This window comes from Rubrivirga aquatilis (genome assembly GCF_046845665.1).
Lineage (GTDB): Bacteria > Bacteroidota > Rhodothermia > Rhodothermales > Rubricoccaceae > Rubrivirga.
The window spans coordinates 3,763,337-3,783,713 of sequence record NZ_CP177355.1; the positions used below are offsets into that span (position 1 = coordinate 3,763,337).

Below are 20,377 nucleotides of genomic sequence, written 5' to 3' on the forward strand. Positions count from 1 at the left end.
GGATTAGGCGGAAGGGTCGGGGGTGCCGTCGCCGTCGGCGTCGGTGGCAGCGGGCGCGGCGCCCTGGACGAAGGCGTCCTGCTGGTACTCGGCCAGCTCGTGCGGCATCGCGTGGCCGTCGCCGTGGCCGTGGTAGAAGTGCGGGTCGGCCTGCGGCATCACGCCCTTCACCTCCGCGATCGCCACCATGGGCACGAACCGCAGGAAGAGCAGGAAGAGCGTGAAGAAGAGCCCGAAGGAGCCGATGAACATCCCGACGTCCCAGATCGTCGGCGAGTAGTAGTCCCAGCTCGACGGCAGGAAGTCGCGGTGGAGCGACGTCACGGTGATCACGAACCGCTCGAACCACATCCCGATGTTGGTCGTGATCGAGATGAAGAAGGCGACCCCGAGGTGGCGGCGGTACTTCTTGATCCAGAAGAGCTGGGGGAAGATGAGGTTGCAGCTCATCATGATCCAGTACGCCCACCAGTACGGCCCGGCCGCGCGGTTGGCGAAGGCGTACTGCTCGTACTCGACGCCCGAGTACCAGGCCATAAAGAACTCCGTGATGTACGCGAACCCGACGACCGTCCCGGTCACCAGGATGATGATGTTCATCTTCTCGATGTGGTCGAGCGTGATGAGGTTCTCCAGGTTGTACACCTTGCGGGCGACCAACATCAGCGTCATCACCATCGCGAAGCCGGAGAAGATGGCGCCGGCGACGAAGTAGGGCGGGAAGATGGTCGTGTGCCAGCCCGGGACGATCGAGACCGCGAAGTCGAACGACACGACCGAGTGGACCGAGAGCACGAGCGGCGTCGCCAGCCCGGCCAGGATCAGGTAGGCCCGCTCGTAGTGGCGCCAGTGGCGGTTCGAGCCGGTCCACCCGAGGGCGAGGAAGCCCAGGATCTTGGCGCGCAGCGTCCGGCCCGTGCGCGCGGCGCGGTCACGCAACGTGCCGAGGTCGGGGATGAGGCCGACGTACCAGAAGAGCAGCGAGACCGTCCCGTAGATGGAGACCGCGAACACGTCCCACAAGAGGGGGCTCTTGAAGTTGGGCCACATCGCCATCTGGTTCGGGATGGGCAGCGTGTAGTAGATCGCCCAGACGCGCCCGACGTGGAACGTCGGGAACAGGAGCGCACACGCGACGGCGAACAACGTCATCGCCTCGGCCGCCCGGTTGATCGAGGTCCGCCACTTCTGCCTAAAGAGGAAGAGGACGGCCGAGATCAGCGTCCCGGCGTGGCCGATGCCGACCCAGAACACGAAGTTGACGATCGCCCAGCCCCAGAAGACCGGGTTGTTGAGGCCCCAGACGCCGGGCCCGTTCCAGACGAGGTAGGCAATCGACAGGCCCAGGATCCCCAGGCCGGTCAGCGCCGCGCCGAAGGCCAGGAACCACGCCGTCGGCGTCTTCTTCTCGGTGTGGTACGAGACGAGCTCGGTGACGTCGTGGAACGACAGGTTGCCGCGGACGAGGGGCTCGTCCTCGAGCGTCATCGGCGTCCCGTCGGGGTAGGCCGGGGCGCCGTCGCCGCCGGAGCGGCCGTACGCGGACTTGGAAGTGACTGTGGCCATGGGTGGGCTTAGGCGTCGGGGGCGGCGTCGGCGGCGTGGGCCTCAGGCGCGCCGTGCGCGTCCTGGACATCGAAGCGGGTGTCGACCAGCGTCGGGTGCGGGTTGCGCAGGCGGGCGAGGTAGGTCAGGCGCGGCTTGACGGCCAGCTCGGCGAGGACCGCGTAGTTGCGCGGGTTCTCCTTCGAGCGGCTGACGGCCGAGGTCGGGTTGCGGAGGTCGCCGAACGTGATGGCCTCGGCGGGGCACGCCTGCTGGCACGCCGTGACGACCGCGCCGTCGGCGAGCGGCTCGTCGTTGATGTGGGCCTGCTGCTGGACCTGGCGGACGCGCTGCACGCAGAACGTGCACTTCTCCATCACGCCGCGGTAGCGGACCGTCACGTACGGGTTGGACTGCATCTGGACCTCCTCGGGGAGCTCCTTCGTCCAGTTGTAGAAGTTGTACCGGCGGACCTTGTACGGGCAGTTGTTGGCGCAGTACCGGGTGCCGATGCACCGGTTGTACACCATCGCGTTGATCCCGTCCGGCGAGTGGACCGTCGCGTTGACCGGGCAGACCTGCTCGCACGGCGCGTTCTCGCAGTGGACGCACATCATGGGCTGCGAGACCATGCCCGGGTCGCTCGCGTCGGTCCCGACGTAGTAGCGATCGAGGCGGAGCCAGTGCATCTCGCGGCCGCGCGCGACCTGGTCCTTGCCGACGACCGGCACGTTGTTCTCGGACTGGCAGGCGACCACGCACGCGTTGCAGCCGGTGCACGCGTTGAGGTCGATCGTCATGCCCCACTGGTTCTCCGCGTAGAGGAGATCCGGGTTCCGGTCGGCGATCTGGTCCGAGGCCGAGTTCTGCTCGCCCCACAGCGGGTCGAAGTCCTCCCAGGGCGTGTCCTCGACGTAGTGGTCGGCGATCTTGGCGAACTCGGGGTGCTCGCGGTATTCCGCCAGCGACGCCATCCGGACGATCGCGCGGCCCTCCATCGAGCCGTGGTCCTGGGTGCTCGCGATCAGGTAGCCGTCGGCGACCGTGTCGACCTCGACGGCCGGGACGACGGCGCCGGTCAGCTCGCGGCAGCGCTCGACGCGCGCCGAGACGGCCCCCTCACTCAGCTCGGTCCCGACGAACGTCGAGATCGGGCCGGCGCGGTAGTGGTTGACGTCCTTGTCGAAGATCCGGGCGATGATCCCGCGCTCTTCGAGCGCCCGGTCGCTGGCGAGGTCACGGCCGTAGCCCATGAACGCCGTGATCGAGTCGTCGGGGTGGCCGGGCTGGACCCAGACGGGCAGCTCCACCTGCGTCCCGCCGGCGGTCGTCAGGCGGACCACCTTCGCGTAGTGCTTGCCCGCGTCGAGCTCGGTCCCTTCGAACCGGTCGTCCTCGCCGTCCGCGAAGCGGCTCATCTCGTCGACCCCGAGGCGGTCGGCCGTGCGGGGCGAGACGAGCGCGACGGGGTCCCAGGTCACCTTCGTGACGGGGTGCGGCGCCTCCTGCATCCACGACACGTTCGAGAACGCGCCGTCGTAGAGCGTCGGGCTGAGCCGGGTGACGAGCTCGATGGCGTCGTCAACGGGCGGGGTGAGGCCCGACAGGTCGGCCGAGCCGCCGCCGGCGCCGAGCGACGCGAAGGCCGTGTCGGCGACGAACCCGTCGTGGACGGCCGTCCGCCAGCTCGTCTCGAAGTCGCCCGGAAGGGCGCCGCGGAGCCGCTGGCGGAGCAGGTCGTAGCCCGCGTTGTTGCGGCCGGTCGTGATCGTGTTGACGACTTCGAGGGCCGAGTGAGCGTCCTCGAACAGGGGCGCGATGAGCGGCTGGACGATGGTCAGCGTGCCGTCGTAGGCCCGCGCGTCGCCCCAGCTTTCGAGGTAGTGCTGCGCGGGGAGGTGCCACGTCGCGCGCTGGCCCGTCTCGTCGCGGTACAGCCCGTGGTGGACCGAGACCGGGACGCGCGCGAGCGCCTCCTCGAAGCCGAGCGCGGCGGGCAGCGTGTAGACTGGGTTCGTGCCCAGCATCAGCAGCATGTCGACCTCGCCAGCGGCCATGTCGCGGACGAGCTGGGCCAGCTGCGGGCCGACCGGCTCGACCGGGCCCTGGCCGGTCGCGAGGTACTCGACGGCGGCGGTGCCGAACTGCCCGTTGAGGGCGGCGGCGAGCGCGTGGACCTCGGCGGGCTGGGTCGCGCCGGCCACGAAGGCGGCGCGGCCACCGGCGGCGCGGACGTCCTCGGCAATCGCGGCCACGAACGGCGCCAGCGACTCGTCGAGCGTGGCGCGGACGCCCGTCGACACGCCGAGCGCCTCGGCAACGGCAGCGGCCACGAACGGCACGGCGCCGGCCTTGACGGCCTTGCGGTGGTCGGCCATCCCGCCCGTCATCGTCATCGTGGACTCGATGGCGTAGAGGCGGCTCATCGAGCCGCGCACGTCGACGCGGCGGCTGGCGGCGTACTGGCGGTTGTTCCAGACCGAGTTGGGGTCCTCGGCGCTCAGGAAGTCGGCGTCGAAGGAGACGATGACGTCGGCCTCGGCGAACCGGAAGAGCGGGCGGGCCGGCTGGCCGAGCGCGCTCTGGGTGCCGAGCGCCTGGGCGTCGTCAAGGTTGGCGCCGAGCGTGATCCAGCGCGCGCCGGGCGTCGCGGCCTCAAAGCGGGCGCGTGCGGCGTCGAGCGTCGGCGAGGCGGAGGGCTCGGCGAGCACGGCCACACGGGCGCCGCCCTGCAGGCGCAAGCGGGCGGCCTCGGCCACGAACGAGCCCCAGTCAGCGCGAGCGGGCCCGTCGGAGCCGGCGCCCCAGACGAAGCGGCTCCGGTCGGGGTCGTAGAGCTGGAGGACGGAGGCCTGCGCGAAGATGTCCGTCGCGCCGGCCGAGACCGGGTGCTCGGGGACGCCCTCGACCTTGGTCGGGCGGCCCTCGTGGCTCTGGACGAGGAGCGCGTGGCCGACGCCGCCCAACGTCATCGCCGTCGCGTAGTAGTCCGGCACGCCGGGGATTACGTCCTCGGGCTTGCGGGCGTACGGCAGGATGGTCTCGACGGGGCGCCGGCAGCCGGACATCCCGGCGAGCGCGGCGCTCGCTCCCATCACCTTGAGGAAGCTGCGGCGGGAGGTCCCGGCGTCGGCCTCGGTGACCGGCGCCGAGAACTCGGGCGAAGGGGCGGCCTTGCGGGCGCCCCAGCTGCGCCACGTGGGCGCCTGGGTCGCGGCGGCGGAGGCGTCATCGTCGACGGCCACGTCCGTGGCACTCAGAACGTCGAGCTCGATCATCGGGGGGTGGGTTCGGGGAGCGGGGTGCCGGACCCGGAGCGACGCGCGCCCCGGTGTCCCACCTCGCGAATCTCCTAGTAGTGGCAGGCCGAGCAGTTCTGGGGCGGGGCGATCCCCTCGGCCTCGATGCGCTCGATGTTGGCGGCGACGTACGCCTCATACGTTTCGTCGTCGGCACGGACGGCCTCGGCGAGGCCCATCTGGGTCACGAGCGCGGGGTCGCGGAGGTGCTCCTCGGGCGCGCGGTGGCACTCGAGGCACCAGCCCATCGACAGCGGCTCGACGACCGAGACGACCTCCATCTGGTCGACGCGGCCGTGGCAGCTCTCGCACCCGACGCCGACGTTGACGTGGGCCGTGTGGCTGAACTGAGCGTAGTCCGGGATGTGGTGGACCTTGACCCACTCAACGGGCACACCGGTCGCCCAGCTCTCGCGAACGGGCAGCAGCTTGGCCGACTCCGTCGCGACGACGCCGTGGCAGTTCATGCACGTCTGCGTGCTCGGCACGTTCGCGTGCGGGCTCTGCTCGACGTGGTTGTGGCAGTACCGGCAGTCCATGCCGAGCTGGCCGGCGTGGAACGCGTGGCTGTACTCGACCGGCTGCTCCGGCTGATACCCGACCTCGTAGAACTCGGGCGAGAGGTAGTACCAGGCGAGGAGCACGACCAGAAGGCCGCCGCCGAGCGCTCCGAAGAGCGAGGCGGTCGGGAGTGCATTCGCCTTGCGCGGGAAAAGCTGGGGCATGAGCGCGGAGGGGGGGTGAAGCCCGTGTCCGGAAGGGGGCCGCCTCGAAAGTAGATCGGCGTGTTCTGGGGCCCGGCGAAGATACCCCAAAGCCCGACCCGACTCCGGCGAACCGGGGGCTGAGGCGGGGTCGCCTCAGAAGGTGAGCCGCCCTCGAATATGTTTCAGAGGGGTGCGGGGGCCTCCCTCATGGGGAAACCGGGGGCGCCCCGACGGGTGCGGCGCGCGAACCGGATGGACAGGCCGATGGCGGCGGCGACGAGCCCGAGCGTGAGGCCCCACCACAAGCCTTGCGCCCCGCCCCCACCGCGAATGCCGACGATGGCGCCGGTGGTGAGGCCGACGCCCCAGTACGAGACGGCCGCGATCACCATCGGCACACGGGTGTCCTTGAGCCCGCGGAGGGCCCCGGCGATGCTCGCCTGGACGCCGTCGAAGAGCTGAAAGACGGCCGCGATACCCAGCAGCGATGCCGCGAGAGCTGCGACGGCCGGGTCGGGGTTGCGCCCGGCGTAGATCCAGACGACGATGTCGGGGCGGAGCCAGAAGAGCAAGGCCGAGACCGCCATCACGGCCGCCCCCAGACCGGTTGCGGTCCACCCGGCGCGCGCGGCGCCGGCGAGGTCGCCCGCGCCCGCCGCCTGTCCGACTCGGATCGCGCCCGCCATCCCGATCCCGAGCGGGACCATGAAGGCGACGCTGGCGGCGTTGAGCGCGACCTGGTGCGCCGCAAGCGCCACCTCGTGGTCGGGCAGCGTCCCCACCATGAACGTGGCGGCGGTGAACAGCCCGGCCTCCATCCCGAAGCCCACGCCGATGGGCCAGCCAAGCCGGAAGAGCGCCGCGAGCGTAGCGGGGTCGGGCGTCCGGAGCCCGGCGAAGACGCGGAACCGCCCCAGCTCGCCGCGACGGACCACGATCGCGAGGGCGACCGTCATCACGGTCATCGTCAGCGCCGAGCTCCAGCCGGTGCCGACCATCCCCATCGCGGGCGCGCCCAGCTTCCCGAACATCAGGACGTAGTTGAGCCCCGCGTTCGCGGCCACGCCGACGAGGGTGACGAAGAGCACGGGGCGGGGCCGGGCGTCGCCCTCGCACAGCCCGCGCAGGGCCGTGAACCACAGGTTGGGCACGAACCCCCAGCGGATCGCGTCGAGGTAGTCGGCCGCGAGCCCAGCGGTGGCGGGGGCCTGCCCGGTCGCCAGCAGGATCGGCTCGGCGTAGCCCAGCGCGATCGTGAACGGGACGCCCAGGATCAGGCTCAGCCACAGCCCCTGCCGTGCCGCACGGCCCGCTGCATCGGTGTCGCCCGCGCCGACCGCTTGCGCCACCATCGGCTGGACGGCGACGATCACGCCGACGCAGATCAGCGAGAGCGTGAAAAAGGTCGTCGAGCCGAGCACGATCGCCGCCAGCGCCTCGGTCCCCAGTCGACCCACCATCACCACGTCGACGAAGCCCATCGACATCTGGGCCAGCTGGACCAGCACGATGGGGACGGCGAGGACGAGCGTGGCGCGGACCTCGCGGACGAGCGACATCGGGGGCGGGAGTGCGGGCCGGGAAGCTAGCGGCCCCCTCGCGCCGGGCCGCCGCACGCCGCGAGCCACCGGCGGATGCCGCAGAGTCTCCACAGAGCCTGCCTCAGTGGGCACTCCGCCGTGCCCTGGCCCGACCTCACGACGCGCAAAGCCGTGAAATTGTCGGTCCTTGGAGGTGTCACGGTCCGCTCGGGCGCCACTCGTTAAGGGTCCGTGGCGGAACCGGCGGCGCGGACCGGCTATTTTTCCCGCGATGCACGTCTCCCCCGCCCCTCCCCTGCTGGCGCCGGCCACGGCCACGGTCGACGTCTCCGTCGTCATCGTGACGTACAACGTGCGGGAGTTTCTGGAACAGGCGCTCCGCTCCGTCGAGGCCGCCAGCGCGGGCCTGTCCGTCGAGACGTTCGTGGTCGACAACGACTCGGCCGACGGGTCGGTCGAGATGGTGAGGGAGCGCTTTCCTGACGTGCGGGTGATCGCGAACGAAGCGAACGTCGGGTTCGCGACGGCCAACAACCAGGCCATCCGCGAGGCCGCCGGGCGCCACGTGCTGGTGCTCAACCCGGACACGATCCTTCAAGAGGACACGCTGCGGACGTTGGTCGCCTTCATGGACGACCACCCGGACGCGGGCGCGGCGGGCTGCCGCATCCTGAATCCCGACGGCACCTTCGCCCCCGAAAGCCGGCGCTCGTTCCCGACGCCCGCCGTCGCGTTCTACCGCATCGCGGGCCTGAGCAAGCTCTTCCCCCAGAGCCCCACGTTCGGCCGCTACAACCTGACGCACCTCCCGCTCGACGAGGTCTGCGAGGTCGACGCGCTCAGCGGCTCGTGCATGATGGTCCGGAAAGCGGCGGTATTGGGGGATGGGGAGTGGGGGTTGGGGTCCCAAGAGACCGGTCCTTCCCCAACACCCGACACGCAGACCCCAACGCCTGCCGGGCTCTTCGACGAGGCCTTCTTCATGTACGGGGAGGACCTCGACTGGTGCTACCGGATCCAGCAGGCGGGCTGGCGGATCTACTACACGCCCGACACCCAGATCGTCCACTACAAGGGCGAGAGCACCAAAAAGGGCGACCTGCGCTACGTGATGCTGTTCTACGGCGCGATGCTGCGGTTCGTCGAAAAGCACGTGACGCACCGGCCGGGCGCCGGGCCGCTCGACCGCCTCGCGTCGGCGGGGCTGGCGCTGGGCATCCGACTCGGGATCATCGCGAGGGCGGCCTTCGCCGCCATCGGGCGCCTGGGCCGCGCCATCGCCGCGCCCGCCACGGACGGCGCGCTCGCGTTGGCCGCGCTCACCGCGACGGCGTTCGGATGGAGCGTGGTCGAGAGCTTCCAGTTCGGCGCCAGCTACTACGCCGTGGTGCTCCCCGCCTACGCCGTGGCGCTCGTGATCGCGGTCGGGCTGGGGGGCGGGTACCACTCGCGCGCGATGCGGCCCGTGCTCGGCGGGGCCGTGCTGGCCGGGCTGGCGGTCGCCGCGGTGTCCTACTTCGTGCCGACGGTCGCCTTCAGCCGCGCCGTGCTCGCGTTCGGGCTGGCGCTGGCGACGTCGCTCCTGCTGGCACGGCGCGTGCGCAAGCGGGGCCGCGTGCCGCGCCGGGCGCTGCTGGTCGGCGCCGCGACCGAGGCGGCCCGGTTGCAGCGGCTGCTCGACGAGCACGCCCGCGGCGACGCCGTGGTCGGCTACGTGGCGGACGCGCCGAGCGACGACGACGAGGGCCCCGCGTACGCCGGCCGCACGCGGCAGCTCCGCGACCTGGCGCGCCTGTCGGGCGCCGACGACGTGGTATTCGCCGCCGACAGCCTGACCAACACGGCCATCCTGGACGGGATGCGGGCGCTGCGCGAGCTCCCCGTTCAGCTCAAGATCCTGGCCTCCGGCCGCGACCGCGTCATCGGCAAGGCGTCCATCGAGGACTTCGCGGCGCCGCTGCAGGAGGCCGAGCGGACGGTCGCCCCGTTGCGCGCGGCGTGGACGCGCCGCGCGGTCGAGCTGCCCGTCGCCTCGGCGCTGCTCCTGCTGAGCCCGCTCTTCCGGGGACTCGCCCGCACCGTGCCTTCCGCCCGAACGCAGCGGCTGGCGGCCATCGCGAGCCGGATGCCGAGCGTGCTCGCCGGTCGCCGCGCGCTCGTCGGCTACGACGCCGACGGCCCGCACCCGCCGCCGTCGTGGGGCCTGACGCCCGGCGTCGTGTCCGTCCTCGACACGCGGCGCGCGCGTCCGCGCACCATCGCCGAGGCGCACCGCGCGTACTGGTTCTACGCCCGCCACCAGTCGGCCTGGCTCGACGTCGAGATCCTGCTCCGCGCCCTCCTTTCCGGCGACGACTAAGCGGGGCGGAGGGACGACGGACCGTGGGAGCAACCGTGGGCGGGGGAGCGTGGACCGGGCGGGGGCTCGCGCCAGCATCGGGACGTGGCGTCCTCCCCCACCTCCCCCCTCCCGGGGCCGACGCCAGCCGTGGGGCTTGCGCGAGCCCGCCCGGTCGCCGGTCCCCGGTCCGCCGTCTGCCGTCCGTGTCCCAGCCGCGCCCGCGCTCCGGGACAAGCGGTAGCTTGCGGGCATGGCGCACCTCCTCGACTTCGAAAAGCCCCTCGCCGACCTCGAAGCGAAGCTCGACGAGCTCCGCACGTTCGAGGCCGAGGACGGCTCCGTGGACCTCACGGCCCAGATCGCCGCGCTCGAGACGCGCGTCGACACGCTCCGGACCTCGATCTACCGTGGGCTCACGCGGTGGCAGCGGGTCCAGCTGGCGCGGCACCCCGAGCGGCCCTACACGCTCGACTACATCGGCGCGCTGACGTCCGGCTTCGTCGAGCTCCACGGCGACCGGCTCTTCGCCGACGACCGCGCGCTCGTCGGCGGCCCGGCCACGTTCCGGGGCTCGCGCTTCGGCTCGCGCGACCGGACGGTGATGGTGCTCGGCCACCAGAAAGGGCGCGACACCAAGCAGCGCAAGGAGCGCCGGTTCGGGATGCCCAACCCCGAGGGCTACCGCAAGGCCCTGCGGCTGATGGAGATGGCCGCCAAGTTCGGCAAGCCGATCATCACCTTCCTCGACACGCCGGGCGCCTTCCCCGGGCTCGAGGCCGAGGAGCGCGGGCAGGCCGAGGCGATCGCTCGCAACCTGCTGGTGATGGCGCGGCTCCCGGTCCCCATCGTCGTCGTCGTCATCGGCGAGGGCGCCTCGGGCGGCGCGCTCGGCATCGGCGTCGGCGACCGGGTGCTCATGCTCGAGAACGCGTGGTACTCGGTGATCTCGCCCGAGTCGTGCTCGTCGATCCTGTGGCGCAACTGGGACCACAAGGAGGACGCCGCCCGCGCGCTCAAGCTGACGGCGCCGGACTTGATCCAGCACGCCGTCATCGACGAGATCATCCCCGAGCCCATCGGCGGCGCCCACCGCGACCCGGGCGCCACCTTCCAGGCCGCCGGCACCGCCATCGCCACGCACCTCGACAGCCTGCTCGGCCTCGACACCGAGGCGTTGCTCGACGGCCGGCTCGCCAAGTTCGACGCGATGGGGGCGTACGAGGAGCGATAGCCGGGCGCCCGCCCGCTCTCCCCCTCGCCGGACCGATGCCCGACGACCGCCCGACGCCCACCTTCACGCACCTCCACCGCGTGCGCTACCGCGAGTGCGACCCGATGGGCGTCGTCTACCACAGCCATGTCCTCGACTGGTTCGAGGCCGCGCGGACGGAGGCGCTCCGCGAGGCCGGGCTCCCGTACCGGGCCCTGGAAGAGAGCGGCGTCATCATGCCCGTCGTCGACCTCGCGGTCAGGTACCACGCGAGCGTGCTCTACGACGACTTGGTCGAGATCGAGGCCTCGTTCCCGTCGCTGGGCGTCCGCCTGCCGATCGACTACGCCGTCCGCCGCCAGGGCGAGGACGCGGTGCTGATCTCGGGCCGCGTGACGCTGTGCTTTATCGACCGCGAGCGCCAGCGGCCGGTCGGCCCGCCGCAGGCGGTCCGCGACGCCCTCGCCTCATGAGCCGCGCCCTCTGGCAGAAGCTGGGCTACCGCAAGGGCCTGGTGGCCCACCTCGACGAGGCGCCCGACGACTACCGCGCCCTCTTGCGGGGCCTGCCCCACGACGTGCGCTTGGACGGCACGCTCGACGACGCGCCCAAGCTGATCCACCACTTCTCGACCGACGCGGCCGGCCTGCGCGCCCGGCTGGCGATCTTCAAGGACGCGATGCCGAAGACCGGCGCGATCTGGGTGTCGTGGCCGAAGGGCGCCTCGAAGGTGCCGACCGACATGTCCGGCGACGTCGTCCGCGCCGCCGCCGCGCCGCTCGGGCTCGTCGACGTCAAGGTGGCCTCCATTAACAGCACGTGGACGGCGATGAAGCTGGTCATCCGGAAAGAGCTCCGGTAGCCGAGGGGAACCGAACGCGCCCGGCTTGCGAAACGGGGGCGCTCCACCGCCCCGACCGATGCCCCTCTCCCGCCGCCAGTTCGTCGCCCGGACCGCGCTCGCCGCCGCCGCGCTCCCCTTCGCCACCCCGCTCGCGAGCGCCGCCGCGCGCAGGGACGACTTCCGCGTCCTTCGCCGCAACGTCGGCGCGTTCACCGGGCGCGGCGGGACGATCGGGTACCTCGACGCCGACGCGGCGCTCGTCGCCGTCGACGCCCAGTTCCCGGAGTCGGCGCAGACGTTCCTGGACGGCCTGCGCGACGGGAGCGGCCGCGGACTCGACCTGCTGGTCAACACGCACCACCACGGGGACCACACGGCGGGCAACGCCGTGCTGGCGCCCGTCGCGGCGATGCACGTCGCGCACGAGTCCGTCCCGGGCCTGCAGCGCGCCGCCGCCAGCCGGTCGGGCGACCTCGACCCGCAGCACGTCGCGGGCGAGACGTTCCGCTCGGAGTGGCGGATGCCGGTCGGCGACGAGACCGTCTCGCTGGCGTACTTCGGCCCGGCGCACACGGCTGGCGACGCGGTCGTCCACTTTGAGGAGGCGGATGTGGTTCACATGGGCGACCTGATGTTCAACCGCCGCCAGCCCTACATCGACCGCGGCGCGGGGGCGTCGGTGGCGAACTGGATGACCGTCCTGGAGACGGTCCACGGCCGCCACGGCGACGACACGATCTTCGTGTTCGGCCACGCGGGTGAGGGCTTCGACGTGGTCGGCACGCGCGCCGACCTGCTGACCTTCCGCGACTTCCTCGCGGCGGCGCGGCTCGCCATCGTCCCCCGCGCCGCCGACGGCGCGACGGCGGCCGACATCGAGGGGCTGATGATCCCCGGCTTCGAGACCTGGGGCCCGACGCCAGCGCGCGTCGCGGAGCCGATCATCGCGGAGTTCGCGGGCGGGTGATGGGCCATCGGGTGATGCGTGATGAGTACAGGGTGAGGAGCCCGATTCACCACCGTCCAGCCCTTTCAAACCCACTCATCACGCATCACTCGTTACTCTTCACCCCACCATGCTCCCCCTCCCCGACGCCGTCGCCGCCGACCTCCCCGCCCTGATCGACCGCGCGCTCGCCGAAGACGTGGGGACGGGCGACGTGACGACGAACGCGACGATCCCGGCCGACACCCGGGCGACGGCGCGCTTCCTGCTCAAAGAGGACGGCGTCGTGGCCGGGCTGGCCGTCGCCGAGCGCGTGTTCGCGGCGGTCGACGAGACGCTGGCGGTGGCGTGGACGGCGGCGGACGGCGACCGGCTGGCGGCGGGGACCGTGTTCGGGACCGTCGAGGGGCGGGCGCGGTCGATCCTGGTCGCCGAGCGGCTGGCGCTGAACCTCATGCAGCGGATGGGCGGGATCGCCACGGCGGCGGCGCGGATGGCCGAGGCGGCGGCGCCGGCGACCGTCCTCGACACGCGCAAGACGGCGCCGGGGATGCGCGCGCTCGACAAGTGGGCCGTCGCGCTGGGCGGCGCGCAGAACCACCGCGTCGGGCTCTACGACATGGTGCTGGTGAAGGACAACCACATCGCGGCGGCGGGCGGCGTCCGCGAGGCCATCGAGGCGGTCGGGCGCTTCACGGCGGCGCACGGGCTCGACGTGCCGGTCGAGGTGGAGGCCCGGACGCTCGACGAGGTCGACGCCGTGCTGGCGGCGCTCGCGAGCGGGGCGCGCGTGGACCGGATCCTGCTCGACAACATGGCCGTGCGGACAGACGACGGGCTCGACGTGTCGCGGCTGGCGGCGGCCGTCGCGCGCGTGGCCGGGGCGACGCAGACGGAGGCCTCGGGGAACGTAACGCTCGACACCGTCGGGGCGATCGGCGCGACGGGCGTGGACTACATCTCGTCCGGCGCGCTGACGCACTCGGTCCGCGCGCTCGACGTGTCGCTGAAGATCGGGCTGGCGCCCGCCGGCTGACGGGGCGCCAGCGGGCGTGCCGGAGACGAATGGGCGGGACATGTGCGTACCATTCCCCATGCGCCTGTTCCTGCTCGCTCTCGCCTCCCTCCCGCTCGTCGCCAGCGCCCAGCCCGACCTCGCGTGGGCGTGGAGCCCCGAGCCCCGCTGGCTCGACGGCGTCCCGGCGAACCGGACCTACTTCGACGGCGGCCTCGACTACGGCGCCAACTTCGTGTTCTCGACGGTCGACGACGCGGATGTGCCGCCGGTCGAGATCGTCTTCGACACCGCCGTGACGACGCTCGGGCGGGCGTTCGACTACCGCGCCGGGCTGGGCGACCTCGGCGTCGGGCGCTTTCCCGGCGCCGCCTACGACGTGTCGGACCCCGCCAACCCGCGCCGCCTCAACGTCGGCTTTCTCGAGGACCCGCAGACCCGCCCGCCGAACGGAAGCTGGGACCCCGACGGCACGACGACGGGCGGCCACGAGTACCTGCTGATCTTCGCGAGCGACTACGACGGGACGGGCGAGACGTACGCGGGCCAGGACGCCTTCGACCTCGACACCTACTACGGGCTCGCGGCGCGCGTCCGCGACGGCCGCCAGCTCTACGAGTCGGTCGCCACGTTCGCCCTGACGCCCGCCCCCCTCCGCGACGTGGACGCGACGGCGATCGCGAACGGAACGGCGGAGGTCGCGTGGACGGCCGCCGCCTACACCGACGCCACCGACCTCCGCGTGCTCGACGGCGCCGGCGCCCTGCTGGCGACCGCCGCCCCCGACGCCGGGACCGCTCGCGTGGCCGGCCTCGACGCATCGCGGGTGTACGAGTTGACGGTCGAGTTGAGCCGGTCGGGGACGGTGCTCGGGAGCCGGGAGGCGCGCGTCCGGCCCGTCGTGTCCGTCGGCATCGAGGCCGTCTCGTCGCTCGACCCCGGCCGAGCGGGTGCCTCGACGTATGGCGACACGTGGGGCTACACGGCGCCCGACGGCACGGAGTACGCCCTGCTGACGGGCCGGGGCACCGGCCTGTCCGTCATCGACATCACGGCCGCGCCCGCCGCACCGCCCGTCGAGGTGGGCTTCCTCGCCTCGCCGCCCGGCGCCAGCGACGCCAAGGACGTCAAGGTGCACGGCGACCACGCCTACGTCGTCCACGAGCGCGGGCCGGTCCAGATCGTGAGCTTGACCGACCCCGCCGCCCCGACGGAGGTGGGCCTGCTCGACGTGCAGATCGGCGTCAACGGCGGCGGATCGCACAACGTCCTCGTCGCCGACGGCAAGTTGTGGGTCGTCGGCGGGCGAACGTCGGGGAACGCGGGCGTCCGCGTCTATGACCTCGCCGACCCGACGGCGCCGCGCGAGCTGGGGGCGTTCCAGCCGACGCACCAGTCGGTCCCGTACTACCACGACTTCGAGGTCCGCGGCGACAGGGGTTACGGCCCGGCCATCTACGACGGCGGCGGCGTCGACGTGCTCGACGTGTCCGACCCCTCCGACATCCGCTTGCTGACCACGTTCACGTACCCCGGCGCGGGCGCTCACAACACGTGCTCGACCGAGGACGGCAACACCGTGTACGTGGGCGATGAGATCGGCTCGTCCGGCAACTGGGTCCGCATCTTCGACGTGTCGGACCTGTCGAACGTGGAGCTGGTGGGCCAGATCGTCGAGGACGAGCACGCCGTCGTCCACAACTGCTATGTGCGCGGCGACCGGCTCTTCGTGGCGCACTACACCGAGGGGCTCCGCGTCTACGACCTCACCGACCCGCACGCACCCGTCGAGGTGGCGCTCTACGACACGTTCTTGCAGCCCGGCTACGGCTACCGCGGCGCATGGACGGCGTACCCGTACTTCGCCTCGGGCAAGGTCATCGTGTCCGACCTCCAGTCCGGCCTTTTCGTCGTGAGGCTCGAGGAGGCCGCCGTTGCGGTCGAGGCCGAGGCGCCGGCGTCGGCCGGCTTGCGGGCGTTTCCGAACCCGACCGCCGGCCGCGTCACGCTGGCGTACGCCCTTGTTGCCCCCGCTCGGGCCGAGGCCGTCGTGGTCGACGTGCTGGGCCGGGAGGTCCTGCGCCAGCCGGTCGACGGCGCCGCCGGTGCCCACCGGGTCGCGCTCGCGGCCGACCTGGCGCCGGGCCGCTACGTCGCCCGCCTGCTCGTGGACGGGACGGCGCGGGGCACCGCCAGCCTCACCGTGGTGCGGTAGAGAGCTCGGCCTGCTGGCGACAGCCGCCAGCGGGTCGTCCTACGACCCCTGAACTACAGGTGCCGGGTCTTGCGGGCCGGCGCTTGCTGGCGGCTCGGGAGCGTGCGCGCGTCGACGATCTCGTACGTGACGCGGTGCGTGCCGAGGCGGCGCATCCCCAGGCGGGAGGCGGCGGCGCCCGAGAGGTCGAGCTCGCGGCCCCGGATGAACGGGCCCCGGTCGTTGACGCGGACGAGCACACGGCGGCCGTTGTGCTGCGAGGTCACGCGGAGCAGCGTTCCAAAGGGCAGCGACCGGTGGGCGACGGTCAGCCCGCCGTGGTGGTCGTAGCGCTCGCCATTCGCGGTCCGGTTGCCGTGGAGCGAGGCGTGGTAGTAGCTCGCGACACCGGAGCGCGCGGCCCGGACGGTCTCGGCGCGGCGGCCACCCGGGGCGACGACGCTCGACTGCGCGAGGGCGGGGGCGGAGGTCAGCAGGAGGAGGCCGAAGACGGCAGCGAGTCTCGTCACACAGGAGGGAGAGGGCGGGACAGGTGGGCCGGCGGCCCGAGGTGTGGACGGCGAGGATAGCGGGCGGCATAACGGGGCGTCGCCCGGAAGTGCTGGCCTCGCCAAGTCTTGAAGGTCCCTCAACCCGGCCTCTACCGACCGCGCACCGGGCCTGCACAGACGGCGCCGCGCTGTGCCGTGCCTTCACCGGCGGGCCCGCCCAAGCCCCCCTCTATCTTCCTCACTCCCCGCCCCACCGCCGTGCTGTCGCTCCTCGCCATCGTCGCCCTCAGCTACCTCCTCGGGGCGATCCCGTGGGGGCTCGTGGTCGCTCGCGCCCGGGGCGTCGACCTCCGCGCGCACGGGAGCGGGAACGCCGGGGCCACGAACGCGATGCGCGTGCTCGGGAAGGGCCCCGGCCTGCTGGTCTTCCTGCTCGACTTCGCCAAGGGACTGGTGGCCGTCGTGCTGATCTCCCAGCTGCGCATCGGCGACGAGACGCTCGTCGGCCTCCTCGGCTCGCGGCCGGAGCTGGCGGCGGCGTGGGCGGCGACGCTGGCGGGCACGGCGGCGATGCTGGGGCACGTGTTCACGGTCTGGGGCAAGGTCTTTTTCGGCTCGTGGAAGGGCGGCAAGGGCGTCGCCACGGGCGCCGGGATGCTGGCGGGGCTGGCGCCGGTGCCCATCGCCATCGCGTTCGTGCTGTTCGTCGCCGTGCTGGCCGCGACGCGCTACGTCTCGCTGGCGTCCATCCTGGGCGCCGTCTCGCTGCCGGTGACGCTGCTGGCGCTCCACGTCGGGCTCGGCGTCGCCAGCCCCCCGCCCGTCTGGATCTTCGCGACCGTCGTCCCGGCGTTCATCGTCTGGACGCACCGGACGAACGTGCGGCGGCTGATGGACGGGACCGAGTCGAAGGTGGGGAGCGCAAAGGCCTGAGGAACAGGGGTCATGAAAATTCCCACTGCGAATCCCTTCCGTATCAGAGGGTTGGCGACGATCGGGATTGCCCATCATGCGTCGTAGCACACGAAACGGGAAGAGGGTCGGTTTCCACCGCCCTCTCTCTCCCCTTCACGGATGCGCCTCGTTCTCGCTGCTCTCGCCCTCCTCGTCCTCGCCGCCCCCGCTGGAGCTCAGTCCCAGTTCGCTGACGGCGAAGGCCTGTACCTCTCCTTCGACGAGTTCCGCGTGCGGCACGCTGGAGGCCAGTTCCAGGGCATCGACCTCGGAGGCGAAGTCGGGCGGCGCCTTGGAAATGGGATCGACGTCGGCCTGGTCGGGTCGTACACGGCGTACGGCAACCGCGGCTCGGGGTGGAGCGCAGGTGTCTCGGCCGGCCTGACGCGGCCCGCCCCGCTCGGGACGACCGGTCGAGTGCGCGGGCTCGTTTCGTACGGGTCCACCAGCATTCCCAGCCCTTCGGCGTTCGACCGCTCCTACGGGACCGGCGATGTCTCGGCGACGCTGGCGCGGACCGTCCCCGTCGTCGGCTCCATCAAGCTTCAGCCGACCGTCGGCGTCTACGGGCGGGTGACGCAACTACTGAGCGTGGGCTCCGAGGATGTCCGCCCGCGGCGGGACAGCCCCTACTTCGACACGGGCCTGCAGGTCGAGTTGCCCATTCAGTTCCGCCTGTTCGGGACCGACGTGGCGCTCGCGCCGGCCGTGCGATACTCCATTGCCAACGGCTGGCGGCCCGCGCACATAGGCTCCGCAGGCAGCCTGCTCCGGATCAACTTCTAGCCAGATCGGGAGCGAAGTGCCGTATTCCCGGGAGGATCCTCCCGGGGATTCTGGTTTGCCCCCGACGCCCCCCGCCGGGGGCGGTATCCTGAGGGCCGCCACCCACTCCCGCGACGCATCGACCGACGGATACGCCTGTTCACGCCCCCGCGTACTCCGTGTCGTTTCGCTCCGTCGCCTTCGTGGCCGTCGCCCTGCTTGCGCCCTGCGCCAGCGCCCAACTCTCTGCCGACCCCGGCCCGTTTGCCGCCGTCGGCACGGCCGTCCCGGAGCAGACGCTGTTCCGCTTTCGCGCGCCACCGATGGTCACGGCGGGCGTCCGCCTCGGCGGCGGGCTGACGCTGGCGGCCGGGCTCTCCGCCGGCCGACAGAGCCGTCTCTTCGGCCCGAATATCAACCGCCCTGCCCGACCCGGCGACACAGACGGCGAGGTGGTCACAGCGACACGGGCGCTGAGCGTCTCCGTGGCGGCCCGCCAGCCGCTAGGCGCCCTTGAAATGCGTGGGTCCGCAAGCGCCGCCCTGGGCCGCTCGGCGATTGAAACACGCACACGGGGTCGGTACACGGCCGATATGTACGTCCCCGAGCCGACGGTCGAGCGCGTCACGTCGACCGTCGGGCACGGAGGGTTGAGCGCCGTCGTGGCGATCCCCATCGAGCGCAACGGCACCCGGATGGCGCCCGGCATCGGCGTAGCGCTCGCCACGGACCGCCGCCTCGCGGGCCCCGAGGCGCTCGACGCGACGGCGTGGGGTGCCTTTTTCTCGGCTCCAACGACCGTGCCGCTCGGTCCGCTCGGCCTGACGCTCGACGCTGCCGTCGGCGTGGTCCAAGACACCCTGCCTGGCGCCGCCACGCCCTGGGACCTCACCCTCGACCTCGCCGTCCGCGCCGACTTTTAGACCTCCCCCTTGATGATCCGCCTCTCTCCTCTCCTCCTGCTCGCGGCCCTCGCAAGCGTCGCCGCCGCCCAAACCTCGTTTTCCCAAGACCACGGCGTGTATCTCGTCGTCGACAACTTTGACCCCGTCGCCTATGGCGACAGCCAGGTCGGGCTCGACGGCCTCGTCGGCTGGCGGTTCGCGTCGGGCTGGGACGCCGGGGTCACGCTCGACCTCGGCCTGACCGACTACGCCCGCCGTCACGACAATCAGGCCTTCGGCGCCGAGCGCCGGATTGGCGTGGGCGTGACGATCGGGGCCACGCGAGCGGCCGGTGAGCGCAACGGCGTGCGGGCCGACGCGGGCGTCGCGCTCGGCCGCACCCTCATCGACCGACAGCCGACGCAGCTCTCGCTGACCGGGCGCGCCGTCGGCGACGAGACCCGGAGCCTCAATGGCAACGACGCCTACGTCTCGGCCGCCGTCGGCGCGTTCCGGCGCGTCTCGGTCGGCCGCGTCGTCGTGCAGCCGACGCTGCGGGCGTCCGCCAGCGGGACGGTCTCGACGGCCACCACGCCTGGGCAGGGGTTCACGCTCCGCGCCGACGCCGACCGTGGGTTGACCGCGTGGAGCGAGGTCCGGCTCGGCGTCGCCGTCCCCATCTCCGCCCGCGTCGTGAGCCGGCTCGTCACCGTCGAGACGCAGGTCAGCGTCGACCTCGAGGGCGGCTCGCCCGACACCCTTCTCCGCCTCCGCCTCAACTGACCCCCACCGCTCATGTCTCGCGTTTTCCCTGTCCTCCTCGCGCTGCTGGCCGTCTCCGCCAGCGCCCAGGTCGGCCCGCTCGACGGCCGCGGCGTCTACGGCGCGTTCGGCTCCGTCGCCCCCGAACGGCTCCTCTTCCCCGAGGGCTCCAGCCCCGAAATCACCGTGGGCGCGCGCCTGTCCCCCCGCGTCGACGTGCAACTGGGGCTGACCGTCACGGAGACGCGGGCGTCGCGGTTCGATCGGCAGTCGATCAGCGTCCACGAGGACCTGCAGCGGCGCGGGGGCGCCGTCGCCTCGGTCGGCGTGGCCGACCGCTGGGGCGAGTCCGTGGTCCGGGGGCGCGTGAGCCTTGGCTACGACGACTACTCGGCGCAGACCACCAACTTCCGCCCCGACTCGGTGGAGGTGTGGACCCGCACCGGGCTCGAGGACGCGCTCGCCCTCTTGCCGAGCCGGTCGCGGACGAGTCTGGGGAAATACGTCCAGGCCGGCGCCAGCGCCTCGATCGGGTGGCCCGTCGGGCGGGGGCGCGTCCGGGCCGTGCCGGGGATCGGCGTGGCGGGCTCGCTGGCGGGCCGCGTCAGCGGGGAGCGCCAGGCTCAAGGCGCGCGGCTGATGCCGTACGCCGTCGTGCCCGTCTCGGCACGCGTGGCTGGCGTCGCCGTCACGGCAACGCTCACGGGTGGGCTCGCAGGCGGCGAGCGCGACCAGCGGCGCGGCGTCGAGCCCTTCGGCGCCAGCGCGCGGGCGTCGACGTGGGTGCCCATCGTCGAGGGCTCCCTCCGACTCGACCTCTAGCGCCACCGCCCTCCCCATCTCCATCTCCACCGATCG

General features: G+C 72.3%; 17 protein-coding genes. 12 read left to right on the forward strand and 5 right to left on the reverse strand.

Annotated features, from left to right (window positions below; translation table 11 throughout):
- Window positions 1-3: 3 nt before the first annotated feature.
- From nrfD to ACLII4_RS16710, 4 genes are all read right to left on the reverse strand, one after another.
- Window positions 4-1,488: an NrfD/PsrC family molybdoenzyme membrane anchor subunit gene (gene nrfD, locus ACLII4_RS16695; RefSeq protein ID WP_412070576.1), complete on the reverse strand. Its 1,485-nt coding sequence runs from the start codon at window positions 1,486-1,488 to the stop codon at window positions 4-6.
- An 86-nt stretch (window positions 1,489-1,574) separates the two neighbouring features.
- Complete coding sequence (locus ACLII4_RS16700; protein ID WP_412068528.1) at window positions 1,575-4,823, reverse strand: 4Fe-4S dicluster domain-containing protein; 3,249 nt, start codon at window positions 4,821-4,823, stop codon at window positions 1,575-1,577.
- Between the two features lie 74 nt (window positions 4,824-4,897).
- Window positions 4,898-5,569 (reverse strand): cytochrome c3 family protein, encoded by a 672-nt coding sequence (locus ACLII4_RS16705; protein ID WP_412068529.1) that lies wholly within the window; start codon window positions 5,567-5,569, stop codon window positions 4,898-4,900.
- A 164-nt stretch (window positions 5,570-5,733) separates the two neighbouring features.
- The gene (locus ACLII4_RS16710; RefSeq protein WP_412068530.1) at window positions 5,734-7,110 is read right to left on the reverse strand and encodes an MATE family efflux transporter; all 1,377 of its coding nucleotides are present in this window, start codon (window positions 7,108-7,110) and stop codon (window positions 5,734-5,736) included.
- 253 nt (window positions 7,111-7,363) lie between these two features.
- Between ACLII4_RS16710 and ACLII4_RS16715 the strand changes: the two genes are divergently transcribed.
- The 7 genes from ACLII4_RS16715 to ACLII4_RS16745 all read left to right on the forward strand — a co-directional run bounded on the left by ACLII4_RS16715 (window position 7,364) and on the right by ACLII4_RS16745 (window position 15,663).
- Complete coding sequence (locus tag ACLII4_RS16715) at window positions 7,364-9,451, forward strand: glycosyltransferase (protein WP_412068531.1); 2,088 nt, start codon at window positions 7,364-7,366, stop codon at window positions 9,449-9,451.
- A gap of 232 nt (window positions 9,452-9,683) precedes the next feature.
- A complete protein-coding gene (locus tag ACLII4_RS16720; RefSeq protein ID WP_412068532.1) occupies window positions 9,684-10,664 on the forward strand; it encodes an acetyl-CoA carboxylase carboxyltransferase subunit alpha in 981 nt (326 codons plus the stop codon).
- Window positions 10,665-10,699: 35 nt separating this feature from the next.
- The gene (locus tag ACLII4_RS16725) at window positions 10,700-11,116 is read left to right on the forward strand and encodes an acyl-CoA thioesterase (RefSeq protein WP_412068533.1); all 417 of its coding nucleotides are present in this window, start codon (window positions 10,700-10,702) and stop codon (window positions 11,114-11,116) included.
- Window positions 11,113-11,505, forward strand: coding sequence for a DUF3052 domain-containing protein (locus tag ACLII4_RS16730; RefSeq protein ID WP_412068534.1), 393 nt, complete (start codon window positions 11,113-11,115; stop codon window positions 11,503-11,505). The genes ACLII4_RS16725 and ACLII4_RS16730 overlap by 4 nt, the downstream gene beginning before the upstream one ends.
- A 58-nt stretch (window positions 11,506-11,563) precedes the next feature.
- Complete coding sequence (locus ACLII4_RS16735; RefSeq protein ID WP_412068535.1) at window positions 11,564-12,454, forward strand: MBL fold metallo-hydrolase; 891 nt, start codon at window positions 11,564-11,566, stop codon at window positions 12,452-12,454.
- A 109-nt stretch (window positions 12,455-12,563) separates the two neighbouring features.
- A complete protein-coding gene (nadC, locus tag ACLII4_RS16740; RefSeq protein WP_412068536.1) occupies window positions 12,564-13,469 on the forward strand; it encodes a carboxylating nicotinate-nucleotide diphosphorylase in 906 nt (301 codons plus the stop codon).
- A gap of 58 nt (window positions 13,470-13,527) precedes the next feature.
- Window positions 13,528-15,663, forward strand: coding sequence for an LVIVD repeat-containing protein (locus ACLII4_RS16745; protein WP_412068537.1), 2,136 nt, complete (start codon window positions 13,528-13,530; stop codon window positions 15,661-15,663).
- 53 nt (window positions 15,664-15,716) lie between these two features.
- Here ACLII4_RS16745 and ACLII4_RS16750 read toward each other — a convergent pair whose 3' ends face one another.
- Entirely contained in the window at window positions 15,717-16,172 is a 456-nt protein-coding gene (locus ACLII4_RS16750) for a septal ring lytic transglycosylase RlpA family protein (protein ID WP_412068538.1), read from the reverse strand.
- 240 nt (window positions 16,173-16,412) lie between these two features.
- Here ACLII4_RS16750 and plsY point away from each other — a divergent pair, with 240 nt between their 5' ends.
- From plsY to ACLII4_RS16775, 5 genes are all read left to right on the forward strand, one after another.
- The gene (plsY, locus tag ACLII4_RS16755; protein ID WP_412068539.1) at window positions 16,413-17,087 is read left to right on the forward strand and encodes a glycerol-3-phosphate 1-O-acyltransferase PlsY; all 675 of its coding nucleotides are present in this window, start codon (window positions 16,413-16,415) and stop codon (window positions 17,085-17,087) included.
- Window positions 17,088-17,228: 141 nt separating this feature from the next.
- Window positions 17,229-17,894: a hypothetical protein gene (locus tag ACLII4_RS16760; protein WP_412068540.1), complete on the forward strand. Its 666-nt coding sequence runs from the start codon at window positions 17,229-17,231 to the stop codon at window positions 17,892-17,894.
- A gap of 158 nt (window positions 17,895-18,052) precedes the next feature.
- Window positions 18,053-18,796 carry a hypothetical protein gene (locus tag ACLII4_RS16765; protein WP_412068541.1) on the forward strand — a complete coding sequence of 248 codons (744 nt, stop codon included), beginning with the start codon at window positions 18,053-18,055 and terminating at the stop codon, window positions 18,794-18,796.
- Window positions 18,797-18,808: 12 nt separating this feature from the next.
- Window positions 18,809-19,540 carry a hypothetical protein gene (locus tag ACLII4_RS16770; protein ID WP_412068542.1) on the forward strand — a complete coding sequence of 244 codons (732 nt, stop codon included), beginning with the start codon at window positions 18,809-18,811 and terminating at the stop codon, window positions 19,538-19,540.
- 12 nt (window positions 19,541-19,552) lie between these two features.
- On the forward strand, window positions 19,553-20,341 hold the full coding sequence (locus ACLII4_RS16775) for a hypothetical protein (protein ID WP_412068543.1): 789 nt from the start codon (window positions 19,553-19,555) through the stop codon (window positions 20,339-20,341).
- The last annotated feature ends 36 nt before the right edge of the window (window positions 20,342-20,377 follow it).

What these genes read in the sequence shown, in the direction of transcription:
- nrfD (WP_412070576.1), bottom strand. Translation starts at nt 1,488, where the DNA reads ATGACGCTCGAGGACGAGCCCCTCGTCCGCGGCAACCTGTCGTTCCAC.
- ACLII4_RS16700 (WP_412068528.1), bottom strand. Translation starts at nt 4,823, where the DNA reads ATGATCGAGCTCGACGTTCTGAGTGCCACGGACGTGGCCGTCGACGAT.
- ACLII4_RS16705 (WP_412068529.1), bottom strand. Translation starts at nt 5,569, where the DNA reads ATGCCCCAGCTTTTCCCGCGCAAGGCGAATGCACTCCCGACCGCCTCG.
- ACLII4_RS16710 (WP_412068530.1), bottom strand. Translation starts at nt 7,110, where the DNA reads ATGTCGCTCGTCCGCGAGGTCCGCGCCACGCTCGTCCTCGCCGTCCCC.
- ACLII4_RS16715 (WP_412068531.1), top strand. Translation starts at nt 7,364, where the DNA reads ATGCACGTCTCCCCCGCCCCTCCCCTGCTGGCGCCGGCCACGGCCACG.
- ACLII4_RS16720 (WP_412068532.1), top strand. Translation starts at nt 9,684, where the DNA reads ATGGCGCACCTCCTCGACTTCGAAAAGCCCCTCGCCGACCTCGAAGCG.
- ACLII4_RS16725 (WP_412068533.1), top strand. Translation starts at nt 10,700, where the DNA reads ATGCCCGACGACCGCCCGACGCCCACCTTCACGCACCTCCACCGCGTG.
- ACLII4_RS16730 (WP_412068534.1), top strand. Translation starts at nt 11,113, where the DNA reads ATGAGCCGCGCCCTCTGGCAGAAGCTGGGCTACCGCAAGGGCCTGGTG.
- ACLII4_RS16735 (WP_412068535.1), top strand. Translation starts at nt 11,564, where the DNA reads ATGCCCCTCTCCCGCCGCCAGTTCGTCGCCCGGACCGCGCTCGCCGCC.
- nadC (WP_412068536.1), top strand. Translation starts at nt 12,564, where the DNA reads ATGCTCCCCCTCCCCGACGCCGTCGCCGCCGACCTCCCCGCCCTGATC.
- ACLII4_RS16745 (WP_412068537.1), top strand. Translation starts at nt 13,528, where the DNA reads ATGCGCCTGTTCCTGCTCGCTCTCGCCTCCCTCCCGCTCGTCGCCAGC.
- ACLII4_RS16760 (WP_412068540.1), top strand. Translation starts at nt 17,229, where the DNA reads ATGCGCCTCGTTCTCGCTGCTCTCGCCCTCCTCGTCCTCGCCGCCCCC.
- ACLII4_RS16770 (WP_412068542.1), top strand. Translation starts at nt 18,809, where the DNA reads ATGATCCGCCTCTCTCCTCTCCTCCTGCTCGCGGCCCTCGCAAGCGTC.
- ACLII4_RS16775 (WP_412068543.1), top strand. Translation starts at nt 19,553, where the DNA reads ATGTCTCGCGTTTTCCCTGTCCTCCTCGCGCTGCTGGCCGTCTCCGCC.